General features: G+C 72.8%; 22 protein-coding genes. 12 read left to right on the forward strand and 10 right to left on the reverse strand.

What is annotated here, in order from left to right; all coding sequences use genetic code 11:
* Nucleotides 1-14: 14 nt before the first annotated feature.
* Nucleotides 15-776: an SDR family oxidoreductase gene (locus ACIBST_RS07105; RefSeq protein WP_397169797.1), complete on the reverse strand. Its 762-nt coding sequence runs from the start codon at nucleotides 774-776 to the stop codon at nucleotides 15-17.
* Nucleotides 777-858: 82 nt separating this feature from the next.
* Here ACIBST_RS07105 and ACIBST_RS07110 point away from each other — a divergent pair, with 82 nt between their 5' ends.
* A complete protein-coding gene (locus tag ACIBST_RS07110) occupies nucleotides 859-1,731 on the forward strand; it encodes a LysR family transcriptional regulator (protein WP_397169799.1) in 873 nt (290 codons plus the stop codon).
* Between the two features lie 501 nt (nucleotides 1,732-2,232).
* Here the strand turns inward: ACIBST_RS07110 and ACIBST_RS07115 are convergent.
* Entirely contained in the window at nucleotides 2,233-3,222 is a 990-nt protein-coding gene (locus tag ACIBST_RS07115) for a LacI family DNA-binding transcriptional regulator (protein WP_352320092.1), read from the reverse strand.
* 191 nt (nucleotides 3,223-3,413) lie between these two features.
* Nucleotides 3,414-4,286: a PfkB family carbohydrate kinase gene (locus tag ACIBST_RS07120; RefSeq protein WP_397169801.1), complete on the reverse strand. Its 873-nt coding sequence runs from the start codon at nucleotides 4,284-4,286 to the stop codon at nucleotides 3,414-3,416.
* Between the two features lie 190 nt (nucleotides 4,287-4,476).
* On the opposite strand from ACIBST_RS07120, the gene ACIBST_RS07125 reads away from it, so the two are divergent.
* The 4 genes from ACIBST_RS07125 to ACIBST_RS07140 all read left to right on the forward strand — a co-directional run bounded on the left by ACIBST_RS07125 (nucleotide 4,477) and on the right by ACIBST_RS07140 (nucleotide 7,084).
* Complete coding sequence (locus tag ACIBST_RS07125; RefSeq protein ID WP_397169803.1) at nucleotides 4,477-5,217, forward strand: hypothetical protein; 741 nt, start codon at nucleotides 4,477-4,479, stop codon at nucleotides 5,215-5,217.
* A gap of 170 nt (nucleotides 5,218-5,387) precedes the next feature.
* On the forward strand, nucleotides 5,388-6,071 hold the full coding sequence (locus tag ACIBST_RS07130; RefSeq protein WP_397169805.1) for a DUF4344 domain-containing metallopeptidase: 684 nt from the start codon (nucleotides 5,388-5,390) through the stop codon (nucleotides 6,069-6,071).
* Between the two features lie 17 nt (nucleotides 6,072-6,088).
* Nucleotides 6,089-6,790, forward strand: a complete 702-nt coding sequence (locus ACIBST_RS07135; RefSeq protein ID WP_397169807.1) for a maleylpyruvate isomerase family mycothiol-dependent enzyme — start codon at nucleotides 6,089-6,091, stop codon at nucleotides 6,788-6,790.
* A gap of 12 nt (nucleotides 6,791-6,802) precedes the next feature.
* On the forward strand, nucleotides 6,803-7,084 hold the full coding sequence (locus tag ACIBST_RS07140) for a DUF6343 family protein (protein ID WP_397169809.1): 282 nt from the start codon (nucleotides 6,803-6,805) through the stop codon (nucleotides 7,082-7,084).
* 18 nt (nucleotides 7,085-7,102) lie between these two features.
* Here the strand turns inward: ACIBST_RS07140 and ACIBST_RS07145 are convergent, their stop codons facing one another.
* From ACIBST_RS07145 to ACIBST_RS07155, 3 genes are all read right to left on the reverse strand, one after another.
* Nucleotides 7,103-7,342: a DUF3040 domain-containing protein gene (locus tag ACIBST_RS07145; RefSeq protein ID WP_357970963.1), complete on the reverse strand. Its 240-nt coding sequence runs from the start codon at nucleotides 7,340-7,342 to the stop codon at nucleotides 7,103-7,105.
* 154 nt (nucleotides 7,343-7,496) lie between these two features.
* Nucleotides 7,497-7,742, reverse strand: coding sequence for a type B 50S ribosomal protein L31 (locus tag ACIBST_RS07150; protein ID WP_358283284.1), 246 nt, complete (start codon nucleotides 7,740-7,742; stop codon nucleotides 7,497-7,499).
* 28 nt (nucleotides 7,743-7,770) lie between these two features.
* A complete protein-coding gene (locus ACIBST_RS07155) occupies nucleotides 7,771-8,532 on the reverse strand; it encodes an SDR family NAD(P)-dependent oxidoreductase (protein ID WP_397169811.1) in 762 nt (253 codons plus the stop codon).
* A gap of 75 nt (nucleotides 8,533-8,607) precedes the next feature.
* Between ACIBST_RS07155 and ACIBST_RS07160 the strand changes: the two genes are divergently transcribed.
* Nucleotides 8,608-9,828 (forward strand): MFS transporter, encoded by a 1,221-nt coding sequence (locus ACIBST_RS07160; protein WP_397169813.1) that lies wholly within the window; start codon nucleotides 8,608-8,610, stop codon nucleotides 9,826-9,828.
* A 64-nt stretch (nucleotides 9,829-9,892) separates the two neighbouring features.
* Nucleotides 9,893-11,740: a DNA helicase RecQ gene (recQ, locus tag ACIBST_RS07165; protein ID WP_397169815.1), complete on the forward strand. Its 1,848-nt coding sequence runs from the start codon at nucleotides 9,893-9,895 to the stop codon at nucleotides 11,738-11,740.
* Between the two features lie 215 nt (nucleotides 11,741-11,955).
* Here recQ and ACIBST_RS07170 read toward each other — a convergent pair whose 3' ends face one another.
* Nucleotides 11,956-12,543, reverse strand: coding sequence for a TIGR03086 family metal-binding protein (locus tag ACIBST_RS07170; protein ID WP_397169816.1), 588 nt, complete (start codon nucleotides 12,541-12,543; stop codon nucleotides 11,956-11,958).
* A gap of 825 nt (nucleotides 12,544-13,368) precedes the next feature.
* Here ACIBST_RS07170 and ACIBST_RS07175 point away from each other — a divergent pair.
* The gene (locus ACIBST_RS07175) at nucleotides 13,369-13,668 is read left to right on the forward strand and encodes a hypothetical protein (RefSeq protein ID WP_397169818.1); all 300 of its coding nucleotides are present in this window, start codon (nucleotides 13,369-13,371) and stop codon (nucleotides 13,666-13,668) included.
* Between the two features lie 328 nt (nucleotides 13,669-13,996).
* Here the strand turns inward: ACIBST_RS07175 and ACIBST_RS07180 are convergent, their stop codons facing one another.
* The gene (locus ACIBST_RS07180) at nucleotides 13,997-14,809 is read right to left on the reverse strand and encodes a lysophospholipase (RefSeq protein ID WP_397169819.1); all 813 of its coding nucleotides are present in this window, start codon (nucleotides 14,807-14,809) and stop codon (nucleotides 13,997-13,999) included.
* A gap of 74 nt (nucleotides 14,810-14,883) precedes the next feature.
* On the opposite strand from ACIBST_RS07180, the gene ACIBST_RS07185 reads away from it, so the two are divergent.
* From ACIBST_RS07185 to ACIBST_RS07200, 4 genes are read left to right on the forward strand one after another with little or no spacing between them, the layout of a single operon-like run.
* Nucleotides 14,884-15,372 carry a methylated-DNA--[protein]-cysteine S-methyltransferase gene (locus tag ACIBST_RS07185; RefSeq protein ID WP_397169821.1) on the forward strand — a complete coding sequence of 163 codons (489 nt, stop codon included), beginning with the start codon at nucleotides 14,884-14,886 and terminating at the stop codon, nucleotides 15,370-15,372.
* On the forward strand, nucleotides 15,369-16,070 hold the full coding sequence (locus ACIBST_RS07190) for a 2OG-Fe(II) oxygenase (protein ID WP_397169823.1): 702 nt from the start codon (nucleotides 15,369-15,371) through the stop codon (nucleotides 16,068-16,070). The genes ACIBST_RS07185 and ACIBST_RS07190 overlap by 4 nt, the downstream gene beginning before the upstream one ends.
* Nucleotides 16,067-16,522, forward strand: a complete 456-nt coding sequence (locus ACIBST_RS07195; RefSeq protein WP_397169825.1) for a hypothetical protein — start codon at nucleotides 16,067-16,069, stop codon at nucleotides 16,520-16,522. The genes ACIBST_RS07190 and ACIBST_RS07195 overlap by 4 nt, the downstream gene beginning before the upstream one ends.
* Nucleotides 16,516-17,163 (forward strand): alpha-ketoglutarate-dependent dioxygenase AlkB family protein, encoded by a 648-nt coding sequence (locus tag ACIBST_RS07200; protein ID WP_397170705.1) that lies wholly within the window; start codon nucleotides 16,516-16,518, stop codon nucleotides 17,161-17,163. The genes ACIBST_RS07195 and ACIBST_RS07200 overlap by 7 nt, the downstream gene beginning before the upstream one ends.
* Here ACIBST_RS07200 and ACIBST_RS07205 read toward each other — a convergent pair.
* Nucleotides 17,129-17,827, reverse strand: a complete 699-nt coding sequence (locus tag ACIBST_RS07205) for a helix-turn-helix domain-containing protein (protein WP_397169826.1) — start codon at nucleotides 17,825-17,827, stop codon at nucleotides 17,129-17,131. The genes ACIBST_RS07200 and ACIBST_RS07205 overlap by 35 nt on opposite strands.
* 92 nt (nucleotides 17,828-17,919) lie before the next feature.
* Nucleotides 17,920-19,134: an amidohydrolase family protein gene (locus tag ACIBST_RS07210; RefSeq protein WP_397169828.1), complete on the reverse strand. Its 1,215-nt coding sequence runs from the start codon at nucleotides 19,132-19,134 to the stop codon at nucleotides 17,920-17,922.
* Nucleotides 19,135-19,165 lie beyond the last annotated feature (31 nt).

The following is a 19,165-nucleotide window of genomic DNA, read 5'->3' on the forward strand; positions in this document are numbered from 1 at the left end:
TCCCAGGCCCGTTCTCAGACCGGCACGACGCCCTGCGCCGGGCCGAGGAAGTAGCCGCCGGTGGCGTCGAGCACGTGGCCGGTGATCCACCGCGCCTCCGGCCGCGCCAGCAGCGCCACGGCCTCGGCGATGTCCTCGGGACGGCCGATGCGGCCGAGCGCGGTGACCTCGGTGACGCGCCGCTCGGCGACGCCGTCGTGGTCCTCGCGCAGCCAGGCGTTCATGTCGGTCTCGGTGACGCCCGGGGAGACGGTGTTCACGGTGATGCCGCGCGGGCCGAGCAGCGGGGCCAGGGTGAAGCCGAGCGTGTCCAGCGCGCCCTTGGTCATCGAGTAGACGACGTCGGGCAGCGCGATGCGCACGACCGCCGAGGACACGTTGATGATCCGGCCGCCGTCGTTCAGCAGCGGCAGCGCCCGTTCGATGACGAAGTACGGCGCCCGCACGTTCACCGCGAACACCCGGTCGAACTGCTCGGGCGTGACCGAGTTCAGCACTCCGCCCAGGATGGCGGCGTTGTTCACCACGATGTCCAGCCGGTCGTCGCGCAGGCCGTCGAACAGGGCGTCCACGCCGTCCTCGAAGGCGGCCTTGACCGCGTACGCCTGCCCGCCGGCGTGCTCGATCTCGGCGACCGTCTCCTTGGCCAGGTCGTCGTTGGTGGCGTAATGGACGATCACGCGGGCGCCGCCGGCGGCCAGGCGGCGCGCCACGGCCCGTCCGATGCCGCGCGAGGCCCCCGTGACCAGCGCGGTCTTGCCTGCGAACTCACTCATTGCGTGCTCCTTCATCGGTGGAGCCCCATCGTGCGGCGGGGACGTCGTGGGCGTCCAAGACCGGCTGTTATAGCTTCTTGCTATGGATGCCCATATCCGGGATCTGCGGTATTTCGTGACGGTCGCGGAGGAGTTGAGCTTCACGCGGGCGGCCACCGAGCGGCTGTTCATCTCCCAGCCCTCGCTGAGCAGGCAGATCAGGCAGCTTGAGCTGTCCATGCGGGCCAGGCTGTTCGACCGCGACCGGCGGACCGTCGCGCTGACCGCCGCCGGGGCCGCGCTGCTGCCGCTGGCCCGGCAGATCATCGAGCAGTGGGAGGGCGCGCGGCGCGCGGTGGACGCGGCGCGCGAGGAGCGCACGCTGACCGTGGGGTTCCAGACGCGGATCGGGCGGGGGCTGGTGCCGTCCATCGTGGAGGCGCTGCCGGGATGGGAGTTGCGCTTCCGCCAGATCACCTGGGGCGACCCGACCGTGGGGCTGGGCGACGGGCAGGTGGACGTCGCGGTCGCCTGGCTGCCCGTCCCCGGCGACGGCGCCTACGACTGGACGGTGGTGAGCACCGAGGAGCGCTGGGTGGCGCTGCCCGCCGGACACCGGCTGGCCGGGCGGGCGGAGGTCGAGTTGGCCGAGCTGGCCGGCGAGCCGTTCGTCGCGCTGCCGCGCACGGCGGGGCCGATGCGGGACTTCTGGCTGGCCGCCGACCGGCGCACCGGCCCGGCGCTGGTCGGGGCGGAGGCGGAGACGGCGGAGGAGGCGTTCGAGGTGGTGGCGTCCGGGCGGGCCGTCGCGCTGGTCTCGGCCGGGAACGCCGAGCTCTACCGGCGCGACGACGTGGTGGCGCGGCCGGTGACCGGGCTGCCGCCGAGCAGGCTGGCCATCGTCTGGCGGCGCGGCGACCGCAGGCCGTCGGTGCGCGCGCTGGTGCGGGAGTTCGTCCGCTGCCTGTGCGCGTGACGCGGGAGCGATCGAGGTCAGGCCGGGTCAGGCCGGGATGGTGGCGCGGGCCTCCTCGACGTGGGCGGCGACGCGGTCGGCGCCGCACGACTCGGCCAGGGCGCGGGCCTCGTCGAGCCGCCCGGACCGGTGGGCCGCCCGGACCGGTGGGCCGCGATCCCCTGGTGCCTGAGCACCTCGGCGAGCGTGGCCAGGTCGCCCGCCTCCGCGGCCAGTTCCCGGCGCGCCGGAAGAGGGGCAGCGCGCGGTCGAGATCGCCTTCGACGACCTGGTGGTAACAGCCCTCCCAGAACGCCGACTCCCCCTCCCCGCGCCGGTCGCCGACCGCCTTGAACAGCGCGCCGGCCCGTTCGAACAGCGTCAGCTCGCGCGGGTCCGCCGCTCCCCCGTGCACGAAGCGCACGTGCAGGACCCGGCCTCTGGCCAGGCACAACGCGGCAACATTCGCCCGAATGTACGGGACGTTGACGCCGTGACCAAGGACGGTCGCGGCGGCTCCGGTCAGCCGCGAGCCCGCGCCGTCGAGGCCCTGACCACCAGCTCCGGCTCGAACAGCAGCTCGTCGGCGGGCACCACGGCCTTGTCGATCTGGGCCACCAGCAGGTCGACGGCGGCCCGGCCCATCGCGTCGATCGGCTGGCGGACCGTGGTCAGCGGCGGCTCGGTGCAGTTCATCAGCGCCGAGTCGTCGAAGCCGATGACCGAGACGTCGCCCGGCACGTCGAGACCGGCCCGCCTGGCCGCCCTGACCGTGCCGAGCGCGAGCAGGTCGCTGGCGCAGATCACGCCGGTCACGCCCTGCTTGACCAGCCTGGACGCGGCCGCGTGCCCGCCTTCCAGGGAGAACATCGTGTGCTCGACGAGCCGCGGGTCGCCGCCCCGGGCCTGGAACGTCTCCAGCTTGCGCCGGGAGGGCATGTGGTCCTTCGGGCCGAGCACCATGCCGACGCGTTCGTGGCCGAGCGCGCGCAGGTGGGACAGGGCCATCTCGGCGGCCACCACGTCGTCGCAGGAGACCTGCGGGAAGTCCAGCCGCTCGACGGCCGCGTTGACCAGGACGGTCGGCAGCTTGCGCTCGTGCAGCAGCTCGTAGTGGTCGTGCGAGGCGTCGGCCTGGGCGTAGAGGCCGCCGGCGAAGACCACGCCGCTGACCTGCTGCTGGAGCAGCAGATCGACGTAGTCGGCCTCGGAGACGCCGCCGACCGTGCGGGTGCAGAGCACCGAGGTGAACCCCTGCTGGGCCAGCGCGCCGCCGACGACCTCGGCGAAGGCGGGGAAGATCGGGTTCTGCAGCTCGGGCAGCACCAGGCCGACCAGCCGGGCCCGGTCGCCGCGCAACTGGGTGGGACGTTCGTAGCCGAGCACGTCGAGCGCGGTCAGCACGGCCTCGCGGGTGGCGTCGGAGACCCCCGGCTTGCCGTTGAGCACGCGGCTGACCGTCGCCTCGCTCACCCCGACCTTCTTCGCCACCTCTGCGAGTCGTCGCGTCATGCGCAAACTATACGGCCTGCCGCGCAAGCGCTTGCGATCACTTACGTAGCCGCGGCCGGCCCTTCCCACTCCCGCCCAGGACGGCCTTCCCGACGATTTCGGCGCATCCGCCGGAGGAAATGCGGGGTGCCGCACGACAATCGCCAGTCAAATGTTTGCGCAATCACGTCAAGCCGTTGCGAAATTCTGCGTCACAGCTCCGCCCTCGACGGCAAACCCTGCCAGTCGCTCACGCTCGTCATCGCCGCCGCGCTCAGCAGCGCGCCCCGGTGCAGCCGTTCCTGCGGCGTCAGGCCGTCGAGCGCGGCGCTGATGTAACCGGCCGCGAACGCCTCGCCCGCGCCCGCCATGTCCACGACGGGCACCTGCGGGACGGCCACGTCGTAACGCATGCGGTCGGCGCGCACGCTGGCGCCCTTGACGCCCCGGTCCACCACGACCTCGCGCTCGGGGGTGAGAGCGGGCTTGACCAGGTCCAGCTCGTCCTGGGCGAGGAAGAGCAGGTGGGACTGGCAGGCCAGCTCGCCGAGCACCTCCTCGGCCTCCCGGACCGAGGGCCACAGCTCGGGCACGTAGTGGACGGAGAACGAGATCATCACCCCGGCCGTCCGCGCCGCGCTCATGGCGGCGTGCACGGCGTCGAGCGCGTCCCTGCTCAGGGCCGCCGTGACGCCGCTCACGTGCAGCATCTTGGCGGCGCCCACCCGGTCCATCGGCACGTTGCCGGGCGACAGCCGGGACCCGGCCGAGCGGGTGCGGTACTGGGCGGTCACCGGCTCGCGGCCGACGCGCACCTCCCTGAGCACCATCCCGGTACGCGCCCCTTCGACCACCCGCACGTCCTCGACGTCCACGCCCTCGCCCTTGAGCACGGTCAGCGCCCTGGCGCCCAGCTCGTCGTCCCCCACGCGGGCGGCGTACGCGCACCGATGGCCCAGTCTGGACAGGGCGATCACCAAGGTGAACTCGGGGCCGCAGACGTCCAGCCTGGCCTCGTTCTCGTGCCGCACCCGGCCGCTGGAGACCACCCCGAGCGGCTCTCCCAGCGCGTAGACGTCGGTCATGAGCCAGACTGTAGTTGGTCACGACTACGCCGAATGATTTTTTCGCATAAGTCCTGGTTAGGACCGTGATCAAATATTTTCTGTATCTTTAGCGAACCTTTTCCCCAACTCGTGCCTCAAAGTAGTAGAGGAAGCCGGCGCGCCCCGGCGCCGGCTTCGAGTCGATACGGGGAGAGGAATCAGCACCCTCATGAGAAAGATCGCAGTAGGAATCATCACCGCCTTCGTCGGCGGGGCCATGTTGGTTTCCGGCGCGGGCGCCGCCTCCGCCACCGCGACCAAGCACGCCACCGAACTCAAGATCCGTGACATCACCCCCAACCCGGTCGTGGTGAAGGCCGGCAGCGAGACCACCGCGTACTTCGACATCGGGGCCAGCTCCGACGTCCAGAAGGTCACGCTGAGCGTGTCGCCGGAGGGCGACGTCCGCACCTTCCGTGCCAAGGACGTCAAGGACCTCGAGGGCTGGCGCTTCGCCGTCCCGTTCAACGAGGGCGACTTCGCCGGCAAGTGGAAGGCCACCGCCGTGGCCTTCGACAAGGACAACAAGCAGGTCGCCACCGACTCCGCGTTCTTCAACGTCGAGATCCAGAAGGGCAAGGCCGACACCCGCATCACGCGCTTCACGGCCGACCCCTACAAGGTCCGCCAGGGCCGCTCGATCTACTTCTCCGGTCGCCTTCAGGTCGATGACGAAGGCTGGGAGGGTCTGCGCGGCGAGAAGGTGAGCGTCTACTACCGCGCCAACGGCTCCAGCGGCTGGAAGTGGGTCGCCTCGGCCAAGACCTCCTGGGGCGGCAAGTTCGCCACCAAGACCCGCGCCTGGAAGAGCGGCACGTTCAAGGCCGTCTTCGAGGGTGACGACGAGCTCAACAGCTCCGAGAGCCGTCGCGACTACGTCAAGGTCTACCGCTCCTGGCACCACCACTGATTGATCGCCGAGGCCCGGTTCCCCTGGTGGGAGCCGGGCCTCCGGCATTTCCGGATTCTTTTCACCGGAGAGGTTTATCGATCAGCCGATCGCCGCATGGACTGTCCCATTTGCAAGGGAGGCGGCCCGCCGCCTCGCGGACCCAGCGCCGATCCGACAGGAGCCCCCATATGCCCCACCCCCTGATCGCCCTCGTCCTGAGCCTGACGAGCACGCTGGGGGCGGCCCCTTCCGTCCGTTACGAGCCCGCCGGCACGGCCCGCGAGCAGCACGCCAGGAAGCTCCTGAAGGACAGCGGCGTGCTGCGCACCCGGCTCGGCGGCGTCCAGGTCGTCGCCCGCGGCTGCGACGCGCCCCGCGCCACCTGGGACGGCGACCGGCGGCGGATCACGATCTGCTACTCGCTGGTCGCCAAGATCGACCGTACGCTCACCGGCATCTCCGAGACGGAGGAGGCCGACCGGCGCACCACCGCCGCCCGCGTGGACGGCGCTCTGGCCGCCCTCTACCACCACCAGCTCGGCCACGCCCTGGCCGCGCTCAACGGCCTGCCCGCCGGCGAGCCGCAGGCCGACCGGTTCGCCGCGCTGACGCTCGCCGCACGCGACGGCGGCCACGCGGTGGCCGCCGCCGAGGCCCGCCACCTGCTGGCCGCCCACACCCACGCCGACCATCTGTCGGGGACGGCCGCCTCCGCCACGTTCGCCTGCCTGCTGTACGGCGCCGACCCCGTCAGGTACGCCCGCATCGCCAAGGGCGGCTGGGTGCCGGCCGAGCGCGTCCCGTCGTGCCGCGCCGAGTACGAGCGGGCCAGGGCGGAACTGGGGTCACTGGCAGTGAAAGTCGGGGCCTGAGGGGTACGTCCGGATGTATGGCTGAGGAGCTGCTCAGAGACTTCGACCCGTTCGACATCTTCGACACCGAGGCGGCCCGGCTCGACCGGTTCTTCGACGGGCTCGACGAGGCGGGCTGGGCGCGTCCGTCCCGCTGCGCCGGGTGGTCGGTGCGCGACGTGCTGGCCCATCTGGCGGGTGAGGAGGCGTACAACCACGCCTGTCTCGACGGCACCGTGCAGGAGCTGCTGACCCGGGTGGCCGCCGAGGGGGTGACCGGGTTCAACGACTTCAACGAGTGGTCCGTACGGCAGCGCCGCGACGTGCCCGTCGAGGAGGTGCTCCAGGAGTGGCGCACCAAGAACGGCGAGACGCGCGAGCGGATGCGCGCCCTCGGCCCCGACGCGCTGATCGACACGACGGCGGGCCCGTACCCGGTGGGGTTGCAGACCTTCCACTACGACTCCGAGTACGCCACCCACGCCGACGACGTCGGCGCGCCGGTGACGGAGGAGGAGATCGACGACCGGACGTTGTGGCGGGTCGCCGTCGGCCGGTTCGTGCTGGCCGAGCAGGAGTCGAGGGCGCAGGTGGAGCAGACGGCCGAGCAGATCTGGGTGAGCGTCGACCAGGGCAGCGCGTCGCTGTCGTACCCGGAGTTCGTGGAGGCCACCGTGGGACGGCTGCCGACCGACGGGCTCGACCCGCGGGTCGCCGCCGCGCTGCGGTGCCTGGCCTGAGGGGAGAGCGGGATGTGGCTGCGCAACCGCGCGGGCACCGAGCCGGTGACGGCGCGCAGCCCGCTGCGCGCCAGGCGGGTGCTGTCGTGGATCGCCCTGGTCGTCGCCGCGGCCGCGGCGGTCTTCTTCGTGACCCGCGCGATGGCCACGGGTCAGCAGGTGTGGGTCTGGGAGGCCGCCCTGGCCGCCGCGGTGGCGGTGGTGGCCGCCGTGGACCTGGCGGTGCTCAGACGCCGGCGCGCCGGTCCGCCAGGTGGCGGGCACGGCCGGTCGGGTGGCGGGCACGGCGGGTAAGGTGGCGGGCGCGCTCGGTCAGGTGGTGAGGACGGCCAGCAGGAGCAGCAGGATCACCGCGGCGGCCACCCCGAAGATGATCCAGACATGGGTCAGCGCCCACACCCGTAGCCGGTCGCCGTAGGCCTGCGGGTAGTCGATGCCGTCGGACTCGATCCTGTTGATCGCCGCCACGCGCCGGGCCAGCTCGGGATCGTCCCGTTCGAGGCCCTGCTCGATCTCAGCGAGGATGCGGCGTTCCCTTCCAGAGAGACCCATCGCGATCACCATTGCTCCCACGCCGGTGAAAGCCTTGTACCCACCGGTAGCCCCAGCATGCCCGCCCGGCGCCTCCTTGGCGTGACATGCCGAGACCCCCGGCCGTTCCGGCCGGAAGGCGCGGAACGGACGGGGGCGGGTCAAGCCTTGGCTGTCATTTCTTGCCGTAGCGCTGGTTGAAGCGCTCGACGCGGCCCTCGGTGTCGAGGACGCGGCTGCGGCCGGTGTAGAACGGGTGGCTGGCCGACGACACGTCGACGTCCACGACCGGGTAGGTCCTGCCGTCCTCCCACTCGACGGTCCTGCCGCTCGTCAGGGTCGAGCGGGTGAGGAGGGCGAAGCCGGCGCTCGGGTCGCGGAAGACGACCGGACGGTACGAGGGGTGCAGGTTCTTCTTCATGCCCCTCTCAACCGGATGGCAATGGTTTTCATTCCCTCGCTTCGGGGTCCATCCCGAGGACCGTCCGGCCGCCGTCCACGGGGATCGTCGCCCCGTTGACGAACGAGGCGTCCGGCGAGAGCAGGTGCGCCACGACCGCGGCCACCTCGGCGGGGAAGGCCACCCGGCCCAGGGGGTGCACTCTGGCCATCTCGCGCTCGACGTCCACCACCTCGTCCGCGGTCCTGGAGGCCAGGAAGTCCTCGTAGCGTTCGGTGGCCACCGAGCCGGGCGCGACGGCGTTGACCCTGATGCCGTACCGGCCGTACTCGACGGCCAGCGACCTGGTCAGGCCCTCGGTCGCGGCCTTCGCGGTGGCGTAGGGCAGGCTGCCGGGCACCGCCCGCGTGGCCTGGTGGGAGGTGACGTTGACGATCGCGCCCGGCGTGCCCGCCGCGAGGAAGCGGCGGACGGCGACCGCGCAGCCCACCAGCGCCAGGTCCAGGTTGGCCGCGATCAGCCGCCTGACCTCCGCGATCGGGGCGTCGTGCACGGAGGCGTCGCGGAAGATCGCCGCGTTGTTGACCCAGCCCGCCAGCGTGCCGGCTTCCTCGGCCCGGTCGGCGGCCCAGGCGACCAGCTCCTCGTCGGCCGCGTCGCCCACCACGGGGACGACGCGGGGGCCGGTCCAGGACAGCGAGCCGCCGTCGCGGTCGATGACGACGACGGTGTCCTTCTCCCCCAGGAGCCGCTGGACCACGGCCTTCCCGATGCCACGCCCGCCGCCGGTCACCACGTAGGAAAGACTCATGCGTCCGACGCTACTCGGTCCCGGAGTGACCCTTGTCACCGTATTTCCGGCTGGTGAACGGGAACGAACCAATGCGTGATCGCCATACCCGGTCCGAGGTCGCCGGCCCGCGTGGTCGGGGCGCTCGCGATCACGCAGACGGCCGGCTACGGCGTGCTGTACTACGCGTTCTCGGTGTTCATCCCGCCGATGGCCCGCGACCTGCGCACCGGGGTCGCCCAGCTCACCGGCGCGATCACGGTGTCGGTGCTGGTGTCCGCGCTGGTGGCGCCCTTCGTCGGGCGCTGGCTCGACCGGCACGGCGGGCGCGCGCTGATGACGGCCGGGTCGCTGCTGGGCGGGCTCGCGGTGCTCGCCTGGTCGCAGGTGCGCACCGTGACGCAGCTCTACCTGGTGTGCGCGGCGCTCGGGATCGCCTCGGCCATGGTGCTCTACGAGGCCGCCTTCGCGGTGATCGTCGCCGGTTTCGATCCGGCCCGGCGGGCGCGCGCGCTGCTCGCCGTGACGGTGGTGGCCGGGTTCGCCTCCAGCATCTTCCTGCCGCTGACGGGCTTCCTCGTGGACCGGCACGGCTGGCGGCAGGCGCTGGTCGTCCTGGCCGCCGGGTACGCGCTGACGGCCGTGCCGCTGCACGCGCTGGCCGTGCGGGGGCGAGGGGCGTCCGCGCCGCCGGCCCGGCGCCGCGCGATCGTCGGCTCCGCGCTGCGCGAACGGCCGTTCTGGCTGCTGGTGGCCGCCTTCCTGGCCCAGACGGGCGCGGTGGCGGTCATGGGGGTGCTGCTGGTGACGTACCTGATCGCGCTCGGGCATCCGCCGTTGTTCGCGGCGAGCGTGGCCGGGCTGCTCGGCGTGCTGTCGGTGACCGGGCGGCTGGTCACGACGGGGCTCCAGAGCAGGTGGCCGGTGGCGCTGGTCACGGCGGCGATGTTCGCCGTCCAGGGGGTGGCCGCGCTGCTGCTGCCGCTGGCGGGCGACAGCGCGGCGGGGGCGGTCGCCGGGGTGGTGCTGTTCGGGCTGGGGTTCGGGGTGGCCACGATCGCCCGTCCCGCCCTGCTGGCCGACAGGTACGGGACGGCCGCGTACGCGACGCTGAGCGGCGCGCTCGCCCTGCCCGTCACGGTGGCCAAGGCCGTGGCCCCGCTGCTGTCGGCGGCGGTGGCGCAGGTCGCCGGATACCCCGCGGTGATGGCCTCGGTGGCGGCGGCCTGCGTGCTCGGAGCGCTCTCGCTGGTGGCCTACGATCGGTACGGGCGGGCGCCGGAGCGACAGGCCGCGTTGCCCGCCGAGCCGACCTGAGACCCGCGGTCCGCCGTCGGCGGAACTGACGGAACGTCGGCCGACGACCACGTAAGGTAGCCGCATGGATACCCCCACCGAGGCTCTCCACCGCGTCTTCGGTTACGACTCGTTCAGGGCGGGTCAGCAGGAGATCATCGACCACGTCGTCGGCGGCGGCGACGCGCTGGTGCTCATGCCCACCGGCGGCGGCAAGTCGCTGTGCTACCAGATCCCGGCGCTCGTGCGCCCCGGAGTGGGGGTCGTCGTCTCGCCGCTGATCGCGCTCATGCAGGACCAGGTCGACGCGCTGCGCGCGCTCGGCGTGCGGGCCGGTTTCCTCAACTCCACCCAAGACTTCGACGAGCGCCAGCTCGTGGAGGCCGAGTTCCTGGCCGGCGAGCTCGACCTGCTCTACCTCGCCCCCGAGCGGCTGCGCGTCGAGGCCACGATGCGGCTGCTGGCCAAGGGCGAGATCTCGTTGTTCGCCATCGACGAGGCCCACTGCGTGGCGCAGTGGGGCCACGACTTCCGCCCCGACTACCTCGCCCTGTCGGAGCTGCGCGAGCGCTGGCCGCAGGTGCCGCGCATCGCGCTGACCGCCACCGCCACCCCCGCCACCCACGCCGAGATCTCCACCCGGCTCGGCCTCGACCAGGCCCGCCATTTCGTGGCCGGCTTCGACCGGCCCAACATCCACTACCGCATCACGTCCAAGAGCGACCCCAAGCGGCAGCTCCTCGACTTCCTGCGCACCGAGCACCCGGGCGACTCCGGCATCGTCTACTGCCTGTCGCGCTCGTCGGTGGAGAAGATCGCCGCGTTCCTGGCCGACCACGGCATCGCGGCGGTGCCCTACCACGCGGGGCTCGACGCCCGCACCCGTGCCGCCCACCAGTCCCGCTTCCTGCGCGAGGACGGGCTGATCGTGGTGGCCACCATCGCGTTCGGCATGGGCATCGACAAGCCCGACGTGCGTTTCGTCGCCCACCTCGACCTGCCCAAGTCGGTCGAGGGCTACTACCAGGAGACCGGCCGCGCCGGGCGCGACGGCCTGCCCGCGACCGCCTGGATGGCCTACGGCCTGCAAGACGTCGTCCAGCACCGGCGCATGGCCCTGGAGGGCGACGAGGCCCACCGCCGCCGCCAGGTCCTCCACCTCGACGCCATGCTGGCGCTGTGCGAGACCGTCGGCTGCCGCCGGGTCATGCTGCTCGACTACTTCGGGCAGAAGGGCGCCGAGCCCTGCGGCAACTGCGACACCTGCCAGAGCCCGCCCGAGTCCTGGGACGGCACGATCGCCGCCCAGAAGGTGCTGTCCACCGTGCTGCGGCTGAAGCGGGAGCGCGGCCAGAAGTTCGGCGTCGGGCAGGTGGTCGACATCCTGCTCGGCAAGAAGACGGCCAAGGTGCTCCAGCACGGCCACGACTCGCTGAGCGTCTTCGGCGTGGGCACCGACCTGGGCAACGCCGAGTGGCACGGCGTGGTGCGGCAACTGCTGGCGCAGGGCCTGCTGGCGGTGGAGTCCGACCACGGCACGCTGGTGCTCACCGACGCCAGCGCCGACGTGCTGCGCGGGCAGCGGGAGGTGCCGTTGCGCCGCGACTCGGCCCGTCCGGCGTCCCGGTCGTCCAGGTCGTCGTCCGGGTCGTCCGGGTCCTCCGGGGCGAAGGGCCAGCCGGCCGCCGAGCTGCCCGCCGAGGCGGCGGCGCTGTTCGAGCGGCTGCGGGCCTGGCGGGGCGCGGTCGCCAAGGAGCAGGGCGTGCCCGCGTACGTCATCTTCCACGACGCCACGCTGCGGGAGATCGCCACGTTGTCGCCGTCCTCGCCGGCGGAGCTGAGCCGGGTCAACGGGGTCGGGGAGAACAAACTCGCCAAATACGGAGACCAGGTCCTGGAGGTCGTCGCGGCGGCGGCCGCCGAAGACGCCTGACGCCGTCCCCGCTCGGCTGCGCTCGACTGCCTTCGGCTCCGGGAGGGCCACGGTTCGGGGTGATGGCGACGGCCGCACGAAGAACGGTCGTCGCCATCACGCTGGCCGACCCGGTCGAGGCGCATGGCCAGCGACCGGCCGGACGGATGCCGGGCCCCGGTGTCCCTCTTTGATCGTACGGGGTGCCGCCGCCGGGTGGGGGGCCGGTCGTGCCGTCAGTTCGGGTCGCGGCCGAGGTAGGCGAGAAGGTGGTCCTGGGCGGTGCCCAGCGGGGGCGGCCGCAGCCTGGCGCCGAACCGGTACGGGCGGTCCTCGTCGGTGACGAAGAGCTGGGCCAGGTCCAGCAGCTCTTCGGCGAGGGCGTGCGGGATCGGGCGGCGTTCACCGCAGGCCCGCGCGATGTCCCAGCCGTGCACGGTGATCTCGATGGCGCCCGTGGCGGCCACCATCGGCGTCGTCATGGGCACGTGGCCCACCGCGATCATCCCGGCCTGGATCGTGCCCGTCCAGGTGCCGAGCACCTCCGTCGCGCCGTCCCTGACCAGCAGCGCCGGGTTCCCGGACACCGGCCCGCCGACCGGCACCGGTCTGCGGGCGGGGGCGATGCGGCCTAGCGCGGCCTCGTTCAGGGCCTCGAAGGAGTCCTGCATGTGGTCCAGGAGCTCCTGGAGGTTCCAGCGGGAGCACGGGGTGGGTCGGCACAGCACGTGCGGGCTCACCACTCGCAGGCTGCCCAAGGTGTAGTGGATGGCCCGCTCCAGCAACGCCACCCCTGCCGTCAACGCCCGCGCCCGTTCGTCCATGTCGCCTCCTCGACTCATACAGACCGCCCGGAACCCCGAAACTCATCGCCCCTCCCCCACCACACCTACGCCCGAACCTCTGTCAACGAACATCCCCACCCGTTCCGGCCCCGGCCCAAGCGACCGGCACAGGCGGGGTGTGGCTGGTGGGTGAGTGCTCTTGGGGTGCTTCGGCGCGGGGTGTCGAGGGCGGGCAGGGGGGGTGCGGGCGGCGCGTGTCCGCTGGAGCCTTTGGGCGGGTGGCGGTGGTGCGGGTGGCTTGTGTCCCGGTGGAACCTTCTGGGCGGGTGGGAGGTAGGTGAGGGTATGAGGAAGTTGGCGGTCATTTCGGTGGCGGTACTGCTGGCGGGGGTCGGATGTGCGGGGGATGGCGACGGTCCTGCGCGGGGCGTGGGGGCCAGTGGTGACGCTGGGGCCCCGTTCGAAGGTACGGGGAGCAGCGCGGCCCCCTCGGTGAGCGTGGATTCCTGGGTGAGCGTGGATTCCTCGGTGAGCGCGGATTCCTCGGTGAGCGCGGATTCGGGGTTCCCGGCGGGCGACGGTGGGAGCGGGAGCTCACGCCCGGCCGCTGATGCCACCCCGGCTCCTGACCACAGTGGAAGCGTCCACTCCGGCTCCACCGCCGCCCCCGCCCCCAACCTGAGCACCGACGCCCACCCAGCCACGAACCCCGGCCCCAGCCTGGGCACTGACGCCCGCCCGAGCCCTGGTGCTCGGGTGGGAGTTGGCGGGAGGGGGAGGTCCAGCGCCCCGGCTGAGCAGTTGGGGTGTCGGGGGGCGTTGGTGGCGGGAGGGGGTGGGGGTGGGTTTCCGGAGGTGCGGGGGATGTCGGCGGATGCCGAGGTGTGGGGGTTGTTGTTCGTGTCCGGGCTGCCGCTTCGAAAGAAGGAGACCACCAAGATCGTGTGGCGGATGACCGGGGATGGGCCGCTGACAGTCAGGGCGTCCCTTCCTGACGGCACCGCTGCCCGCCTTGCCTGGGGGCCCGAGGAGCACGGCGGGTCGTCCTGGCGCCGGCCGGGGGACGAATGGGGCACCGGGCTCGTCTTCCCCAAGCCCGGCTGCTGGAAGATCGAGCTCAGCCGCACCCACGGCAAGGGCCACCTCTGGCTACCGGTCGCCTGACGACAGCACCCAGCAACCCACCGCACGACCCCCGCCGACCTCCCACCGCCCACCGCCGACCTCCAACCGCCTCGACAGCTCACCGCAGGAACCGCCGCCGACGTCCCGCCGCCCAGCGGCCCACCGCATGAGCCACGCCTGGCTGCCAGCCACCTCGCATCCGGCAGCCGACGGCTCGCGCCGCTGCCGCATACCGGCTGCCCAGCACTCAGCAGCCCGTGGCACCCGCCGTCCTCGCCGCCGCCCAGCACCCGACAGCCCCTTGCAGGAGCCGTCCTGGCGACCGGGTGCCCAGCAGGCAGGGGTGCGGCAGACGGTGTGGTTCCCGTCAGTGGTTGGCCAGGGCTTGGTTGATGAAGGTTTGGACGTCGGTGAGGACCTCGTCCCTGTTGGTTTCGTTGAAGACCTCGTGGCGGGCGCCGGTGTAGATGCGTTCGGTCAGGTCGGTGCCCTTTACCGCCTCCACCCCGGCCCGGCTGCCGGCCAGCGGTACGAGCTGGTCGTCCTCGCCGTGCACCCACAACGTGGGCAGGGCGCCGAACGTGCCGCCCTTGGCGATCGTGTCCAGCATCGCGGCGAACGCCTCCACCGTGGCCCGCTTGAACGGCCCGTGCCAGACCAGCGGGTCGTCCGCGTACGCCGCCCCCACCGACGGGTCGCGGGAGAGCGTGGCCGGGTCGATGGGGATGTCGGGCAGCTCGTCGAGCGCCATCAGCGCGGGGATGACCGCCCACTCGCCGATCACCGGGCCCGACAGCACCAGCGCGGTCAGGCCCTCGGCGTAGCGCTGGGCGTACCGGGCGGCGATCATGCCGCCCATGGAGTGGCCGATCAGCACGACCGGGACGCCGGGGTGGTCGGCCCTGGCGCGCTCCTCGACGGTGTGCACGTCGGTGACGACGTCCTCGAAGTCCTCGACGAGCACGCGTTCGCCCGCCGACCTGCCGTGGCCCATGTGGTCGAGCCCGTAGACGGCGGCGCCGTGCCGGACGAGACGGTCGGCGACGTACTCGTAACGGCCGATGTGCTCGCCGTATCCGTGGACCAGGAGGGCGATGTAGCGGGGCCGGTCGTGCGGCCATTCGCGGACGACGTTCAGCCCCCGCGTGCCGGTGAAGGTGTGCTCTCGCGACTCGGCCATGAACTTCCTCTCCCATCCAGCCACGACGTCCGAAAACCGCTGACTTCCGCGGGCGCGCCGGTGTTGTAGAGAGTATGGACATCCACACCATCATCGACAGTCCGCTGGGCGAGATTCTCCTCGTCGGCGACGGCGCGGGGCGGCTGACCCGCGTGTCGTTCGACGTGGGCACGCCGCCCGGACGCCGGGAGCCGGCCGCGTTCGAGGAGGCCGAACGGCAGCTCGGCGAGTACTTCGCGGGCGGGCGCACCTCGTTCGACCTGCCCCTGGCCGCCCGCGGGACGGCGTTCCAGCAGCGGGTGTGGGCGGAGGTGGCGGCGCTCCCGTACGGGACGACGACGAGCTACGGCGAGCTGACCGCCCGCGCCGGCGTGGCGCGGGACCGGGTCCGCGCGGTCGGCGCCGCGATCGGCGCGAACCCGCTGCTCGTCGTGGTCCCCTGCCACCGGGTGGTCGCCGCGGACGGCGCGCTGACCGGCTACGCGGGCGGCCTGGAGCGCAAGTGCGACCTGCTCACCCTCGAAGGCGTCCTGCAGCCGCAGCTCTGGAGCGTGTTGTCGTGACGCCGCAGGTCGACGGGGCCGACTGGCAGCGGCTGGCCGGGGAGCTCGACGCCCACGGCTGCGCGCTGACGCCGCGGCTGCTCTCGCCCGGGGAGTGCGCGGAGATCTCCGGCCTGTACGACGAGACCGGACGGTTCCGCTCGACGGTCGACATGGCCCGCCACCGGTTCGGCTCGGGCCAGTACCGGTACTTCCGCCGGCCGTTCCCGCCGCTGGTCGAGGAGTTGCGGGCGGCGTTCTATCCGCGTCTGCTGCCGATCGCCCGCGACTGGGCGGCCCGGCTCGGGCAGCCAGCGCCCTGGCCGGACGACTTCGCCGAGTGGCTGGACATGTGCCACGCGGCGGGACAGACCAGGCCGACCCCCATCCTGCTGCGCTACCGGGAGAACGACTGGAACGCGCTCCACCGCGACCTGTACGGCGACCTCGTGTTCCCGCTGCAGGTCGTCATCGGGCTCGACCGGCCCGGCGAGGACTACACCGGGGGCGAGTTCCTGCTGGTGGAGCAGCGGCCGAGGGCCCAGTCGCGGGGCACGGTGACCGCGCTGCCGCAGGGTCACGGGCTGATCTTCACCACCCGCGACCGGCCGGTGCGCTCCTCGCGCGGCTGGTCGGCCTCGCCGGTGCGGCACGGGGTCAGCACCGTGCGCTCGGGGCTGCGGCACACCCTCGGCCTGGTCCTGCACGACGCGGCATGACCGCCGACCTGACCGGGGAGCGGACGGCCGAGCTGGAGGCGCTGCTCACCCTCGTCCGGGCCCAGCGCCCGCGGGCGGAGGCCGTCGTCGTCGGCCACGGCCGGGACGGCGCCCGCCTGGCCGGGGCGTTCGCCGACGCCTGGGACGGGACGGTGCTCGCCGTGGTCGCCTGGCCGGAGACGGCGGCGTCGTGGTTGCGCCAGGCCAGGCGGTTCACGGCGGGTGAGCCGGACGCCTGGGTGGTCGCGGGCGCGCCGGCCGGATGGGCCGGGATGAGCGAGCGCCTGCGCCGCAGCACCGACTGGGATCCGCGCCGGACGTACGGTTCGGCGGCCACGGCCCGCGCGGTGGCCCTGGCCGCTCCTGGGACACTGGAAGGCATGCGCGGAGCCGACGCCGACGGCACGACATGGCGAATAGGACGAAACCTGATATTTAGGGAACCATCGTGATCCCCCTGCCCATGCGGGAGATCGCCCCGGGTGCGGTGCACGTCCCCGGCTGGCTGTCCCTGGCCGAGCAGCAGGACCTGGTGCGCGCCTGCCGCGCGTGGGCGACCGGCCCGGTGCCGATCCGGCACACCGTGCTGCCCGGCGGCGGCGTGATGTCGGTGCGGACGGTGTGCGTCGGCTGGCACTGGCAGCCGTACCGGTACACGCGCCTGGCCCATGACGTGAACGGGCGGCGGGTGGCCGCGTTCCCCACGTGGCTCGGCGACCTCGGCCGCCGCGCGCTGGCCGACGCCTACGGCCGCCCGGACGACGGCTACGACCCCGACACCGCGCTGGTCAACTTCTACGACGGCCACCAGGCCAGGATGGGCATGCACCAGGACAAGGACGAGCGATCCGACGCCCCGGTGGTGTCCCTGAGCGTCGGCGACACGTGCCTGTTCCGCTTCGGCAACACCGAGACGCGCGGGAAGCCGTACACCGACGTCGAGCTGGCCTCGGGTGATCTGTTCGTGTTCGGCGGCGCGTCCCGCTTCGCCTTCCACGGCGTGCCGAAGGTCTACCCGGGCACCGGCGACCCGGCCACGGGCCTGGCCGCCGGGCGGCTCAATGTGACGATGCGGGTGACGGGTCTTCGATGAAGTAGTCGAACTGGTCGTCGGTGAGGGTGCGGCGCAGGATGCGCAGGACCTTGCCCGGGTCGTCGTGCGGGCCCGGGGTGTAGAAGGGCTTGCCGTCGCGGCCGAAGGTGATGGCCGAGCCGCCCTCCCACTTGCCCAGCAGGTCGCTGACGGGCGAGAAGTCCTCGTGGGGCTCGAAGCCGAGGGTGCGCGCGTGGTCGATCGAGCCGAAGACCAGGTGCTGGGCCAGCTCGATCGGCACCTCCTGGTAGCCCGCGTACTCGCCGAAGAAGTACTCGCGGAACCTGCGCAGGTCGCGCTCGTCGAGCACGTCGGGGCCGATGGTGTTCTTGAGGCCGAGGCAGTAGACGTCGGCGAGGTAGCCGCAGACCGTCATCCGGTCCCAGGTGTGGCGCCGGGCGACCAGCACGCACACCATGCCGCCGGCGCCGGACTCCGGGGCCTCGTCGACCCAGCCCTTGGACGGATCGACGCCCAGCCCGGCGCTCCAGCCGACGTTCATCCAGCAGCCGACCACCTCGGGCTCGGCCGACGTCACGTTCTCGGCGGCGATGGCGCGCACGAGGGGCGCGACGACCGACGGCGACACCTTGAGCGCCCGGGCGATCTCCTTGGGGGACCTGCCCTGGGCGCGCAGCTCGCGTACCTGATCCTTCAACTCCACACGCGGCAGCCTAGCGCCCGGCGTCCCGTCGGGCGGACAGGCGGCGGGCGAGCCACGCCAGGAGCCGGCGCGGCCGGGCCGCCCGCTCAGGCTCAGCCGACGGACGACGTCACGGTGTCGACGTGCTGCTGGCCGACCGAACGCCCCGACACCAGCACGAGGTCGAGCGCGCGCAGGTCGGCCAGGCGGTCGAGCGGGTTGCCGCGGACCGCGATGACGTCGGCGCGCTTCCCGGCCTCCAGGCTGCCGGTCTCGGCCCCGACCCCGCACGCCTCGGCGGCGCGTACGGTGGCCAGCTCGACGATCTCGGCGTTGCCGAACCCGGCCTCGGCGAAGACCTCCAGCCCGGACACGTAGTCGTCGGTGCGCTTGTCGAGCCCGGCGATGGCGAACCCGGTGTCGGTCCCGGCGACGAGCCTGATCCCGGCCTCGCGCATGGCGGCGAGGTTGCCCAGCCAGCGGTCCATGGGCTCGGCGCCGACGAGCGCGCGCAGGTTCCAGAACTGGCCGTGCACGGTCGGGCACACGAACGTGCCGGTCCCGGCGATGCGGTCGGCCAGCCGCGCGTCGTAGGCCGGGCCCGCCGGGGTGTGGAACGTGCAGTGCTCGATCGTGGTGACCCCGGCCTCCAGCGCGTTGCCGATCGACTCGGGGGCATGGGCGTGGGCCGCGACGGTCCTGCCGCGCGTCGCGGCCTCCTCCACGGCGGCCCTGATCAGCGCGGCCGGGTACTGGGCCCGCCAGCTCGGCACCGAGCCGGGCGACATCTCGCCGCCCGAGGCCATCACCTTCAGGCAGTCGGCCCCGGCCCGCAGGTTCTCCCTGGCCACCCGGCGGACGGACGGCTCGTCGTCGGCCTCCCCGCCCATGTACCAGCAGTGGCCGCCGGTGACTGTGATCGGCCGGGTCGCGGCGATCAGGTGGGGGCCGACGGCGAGGCCGTCCTCGATGGCGTCGCGCAGGGTGAGGTCGAGGAAGCCGCGCCCGCCGAGGTCGCGGGCCGTGGTGACGCCCGCGGAGACGAGCTTGCGGGCGTTCTCGGCCATGCGCAGCAGCAGGCGGCCGTCGCTCACGGCGCTGCGCCCGGTCACCGGGTCGACCGTGCCGTCGAACCCGAGGTGCACGTGCGCGTCGACGAGACCGGGCAGCAGGGTGTGGCCGGGCAGGTCGAGCGTCTCCGCGGCCCGGCCCGCGCTCCCGCGGGGGCCCACCGAGACGATGCGCGAGCCGTCGATCAGCACCTCGCCGTCCGTGATGACCTCTCCGGGACGCCCGGTGAGCACCGTGCCGGCACGGATGATCCGCATGCCTCCACAGTGCCACAGGCGGCCCCGCCTG

Origin of the sequence: Nonomuraea sp. NPDC049684, assembly GCF_044465345.1 — a bacterium.
Taxonomy (GTDB): Bacteria; Actinomycetota; Actinomycetes; order Streptosporangiales; family Streptosporangiaceae; genus Nonomuraea.

Bases quoted from the DNA above. Each gene is read 5' to 3' on its own strand.
- ACIBST_RS07105 (WP_397169797.1), bottom strand. From the start codon at position 776: ATGAGTGAGTTCGCAGGCAAGACCGCGCTGGTCACGGGGGCCTCGCGC.
- ACIBST_RS07110 (WP_397169799.1), top strand. From the start codon at position 859: ATGGATGCCCATATCCGGGATCTGCGGTATTTCGTGACGGTCGCGGAG.
- ACIBST_RS07115 (WP_352320092.1), bottom strand. From the start codon at position 3,222: ATGACGCGACGACTCGCAGAGGTGGCGAAGAAGGTCGGGGTGAGCGAG.
- ACIBST_RS07120 (WP_397169801.1), bottom strand. From the start codon at position 4,286: ATGACCGACGTCTACGCGCTGGGAGAGCCGCTCGGGGTGGTCTCCAGC.
- ACIBST_RS07125 (WP_397169803.1), top strand. From the start codon at position 4,477: ATGAGAAAGATCGCAGTAGGAATCATCACCGCCTTCGTCGGCGGGGCC.
- ACIBST_RS07130 (WP_397169805.1), top strand. From the start codon at position 5,388: ATGCCCCACCCCCTGATCGCCCTCGTCCTGAGCCTGACGAGCACGCTG.
- ACIBST_RS07135 (WP_397169807.1), top strand. From the start codon at position 6,089: ATGGCTGAGGAGCTGCTCAGAGACTTCGACCCGTTCGACATCTTCGAC.
- ACIBST_RS07140 (WP_397169809.1), top strand. From the start codon at position 6,803: ATGTGGCTGCGCAACCGCGCGGGCACCGAGCCGGTGACGGCGCGCAGC.
- ACIBST_RS07145 (WP_357970963.1), bottom strand. From the start codon at position 7,342: ATGGGTCTCTCTGGAAGGGAACGCCGCATCCTCGCTGAGATCGAGCAG.
- ACIBST_RS07150 (WP_358283284.1), bottom strand. From the start codon at position 7,742: ATGAAGAAGAACCTGCACCCCTCGTACCGTCCGGTCGTCTTCCGCGAC.
- ACIBST_RS07155 (WP_397169811.1), bottom strand. From the start codon at position 8,532: ATGAGTCTTTCCTACGTGGTGACCGGCGGCGGGCGTGGCATCGGGAAG.
- recQ (WP_397169815.1), top strand. From the start codon at position 9,893: ATGGATACCCCCACCGAGGCTCTCCACCGCGTCTTCGGTTACGACTCG.
- ACIBST_RS07170 (WP_397169816.1), bottom strand. From the start codon at position 12,543: ATGGACGAACGGGCGCGGGCGTTGACGGCAGGGGTGGCGTTGCTGGAG.
- ACIBST_RS07175 (WP_397169818.1), top strand. From the start codon at position 13,369: ATGTCGGCGGATGCCGAGGTGTGGGGGTTGTTGTTCGTGTCCGGGCTG.
- ACIBST_RS07180 (WP_397169819.1), bottom strand. From the start codon at position 14,809: ATGGCCGAGTCGCGAGAGCACACCTTCACCGGCACGCGGGGGCTGAAC.
- ACIBST_RS07185 (WP_397169821.1), top strand. From the start codon at position 14,884: ATGGACATCCACACCATCATCGACAGTCCGCTGGGCGAGATTCTCCTC.
- ACIBST_RS07195 (WP_397169825.1), top strand. From the start codon at position 16,067: ATGACCGCCGACCTGACCGGGGAGCGGACGGCCGAGCTGGAGGCGCTG.
- ACIBST_RS07210 (WP_397169828.1), bottom strand. From the start codon at position 19,134: ATGCGGATCATCCGTGCCGGCACGGTGCTCACCGGGCGTCCCGGAGAG.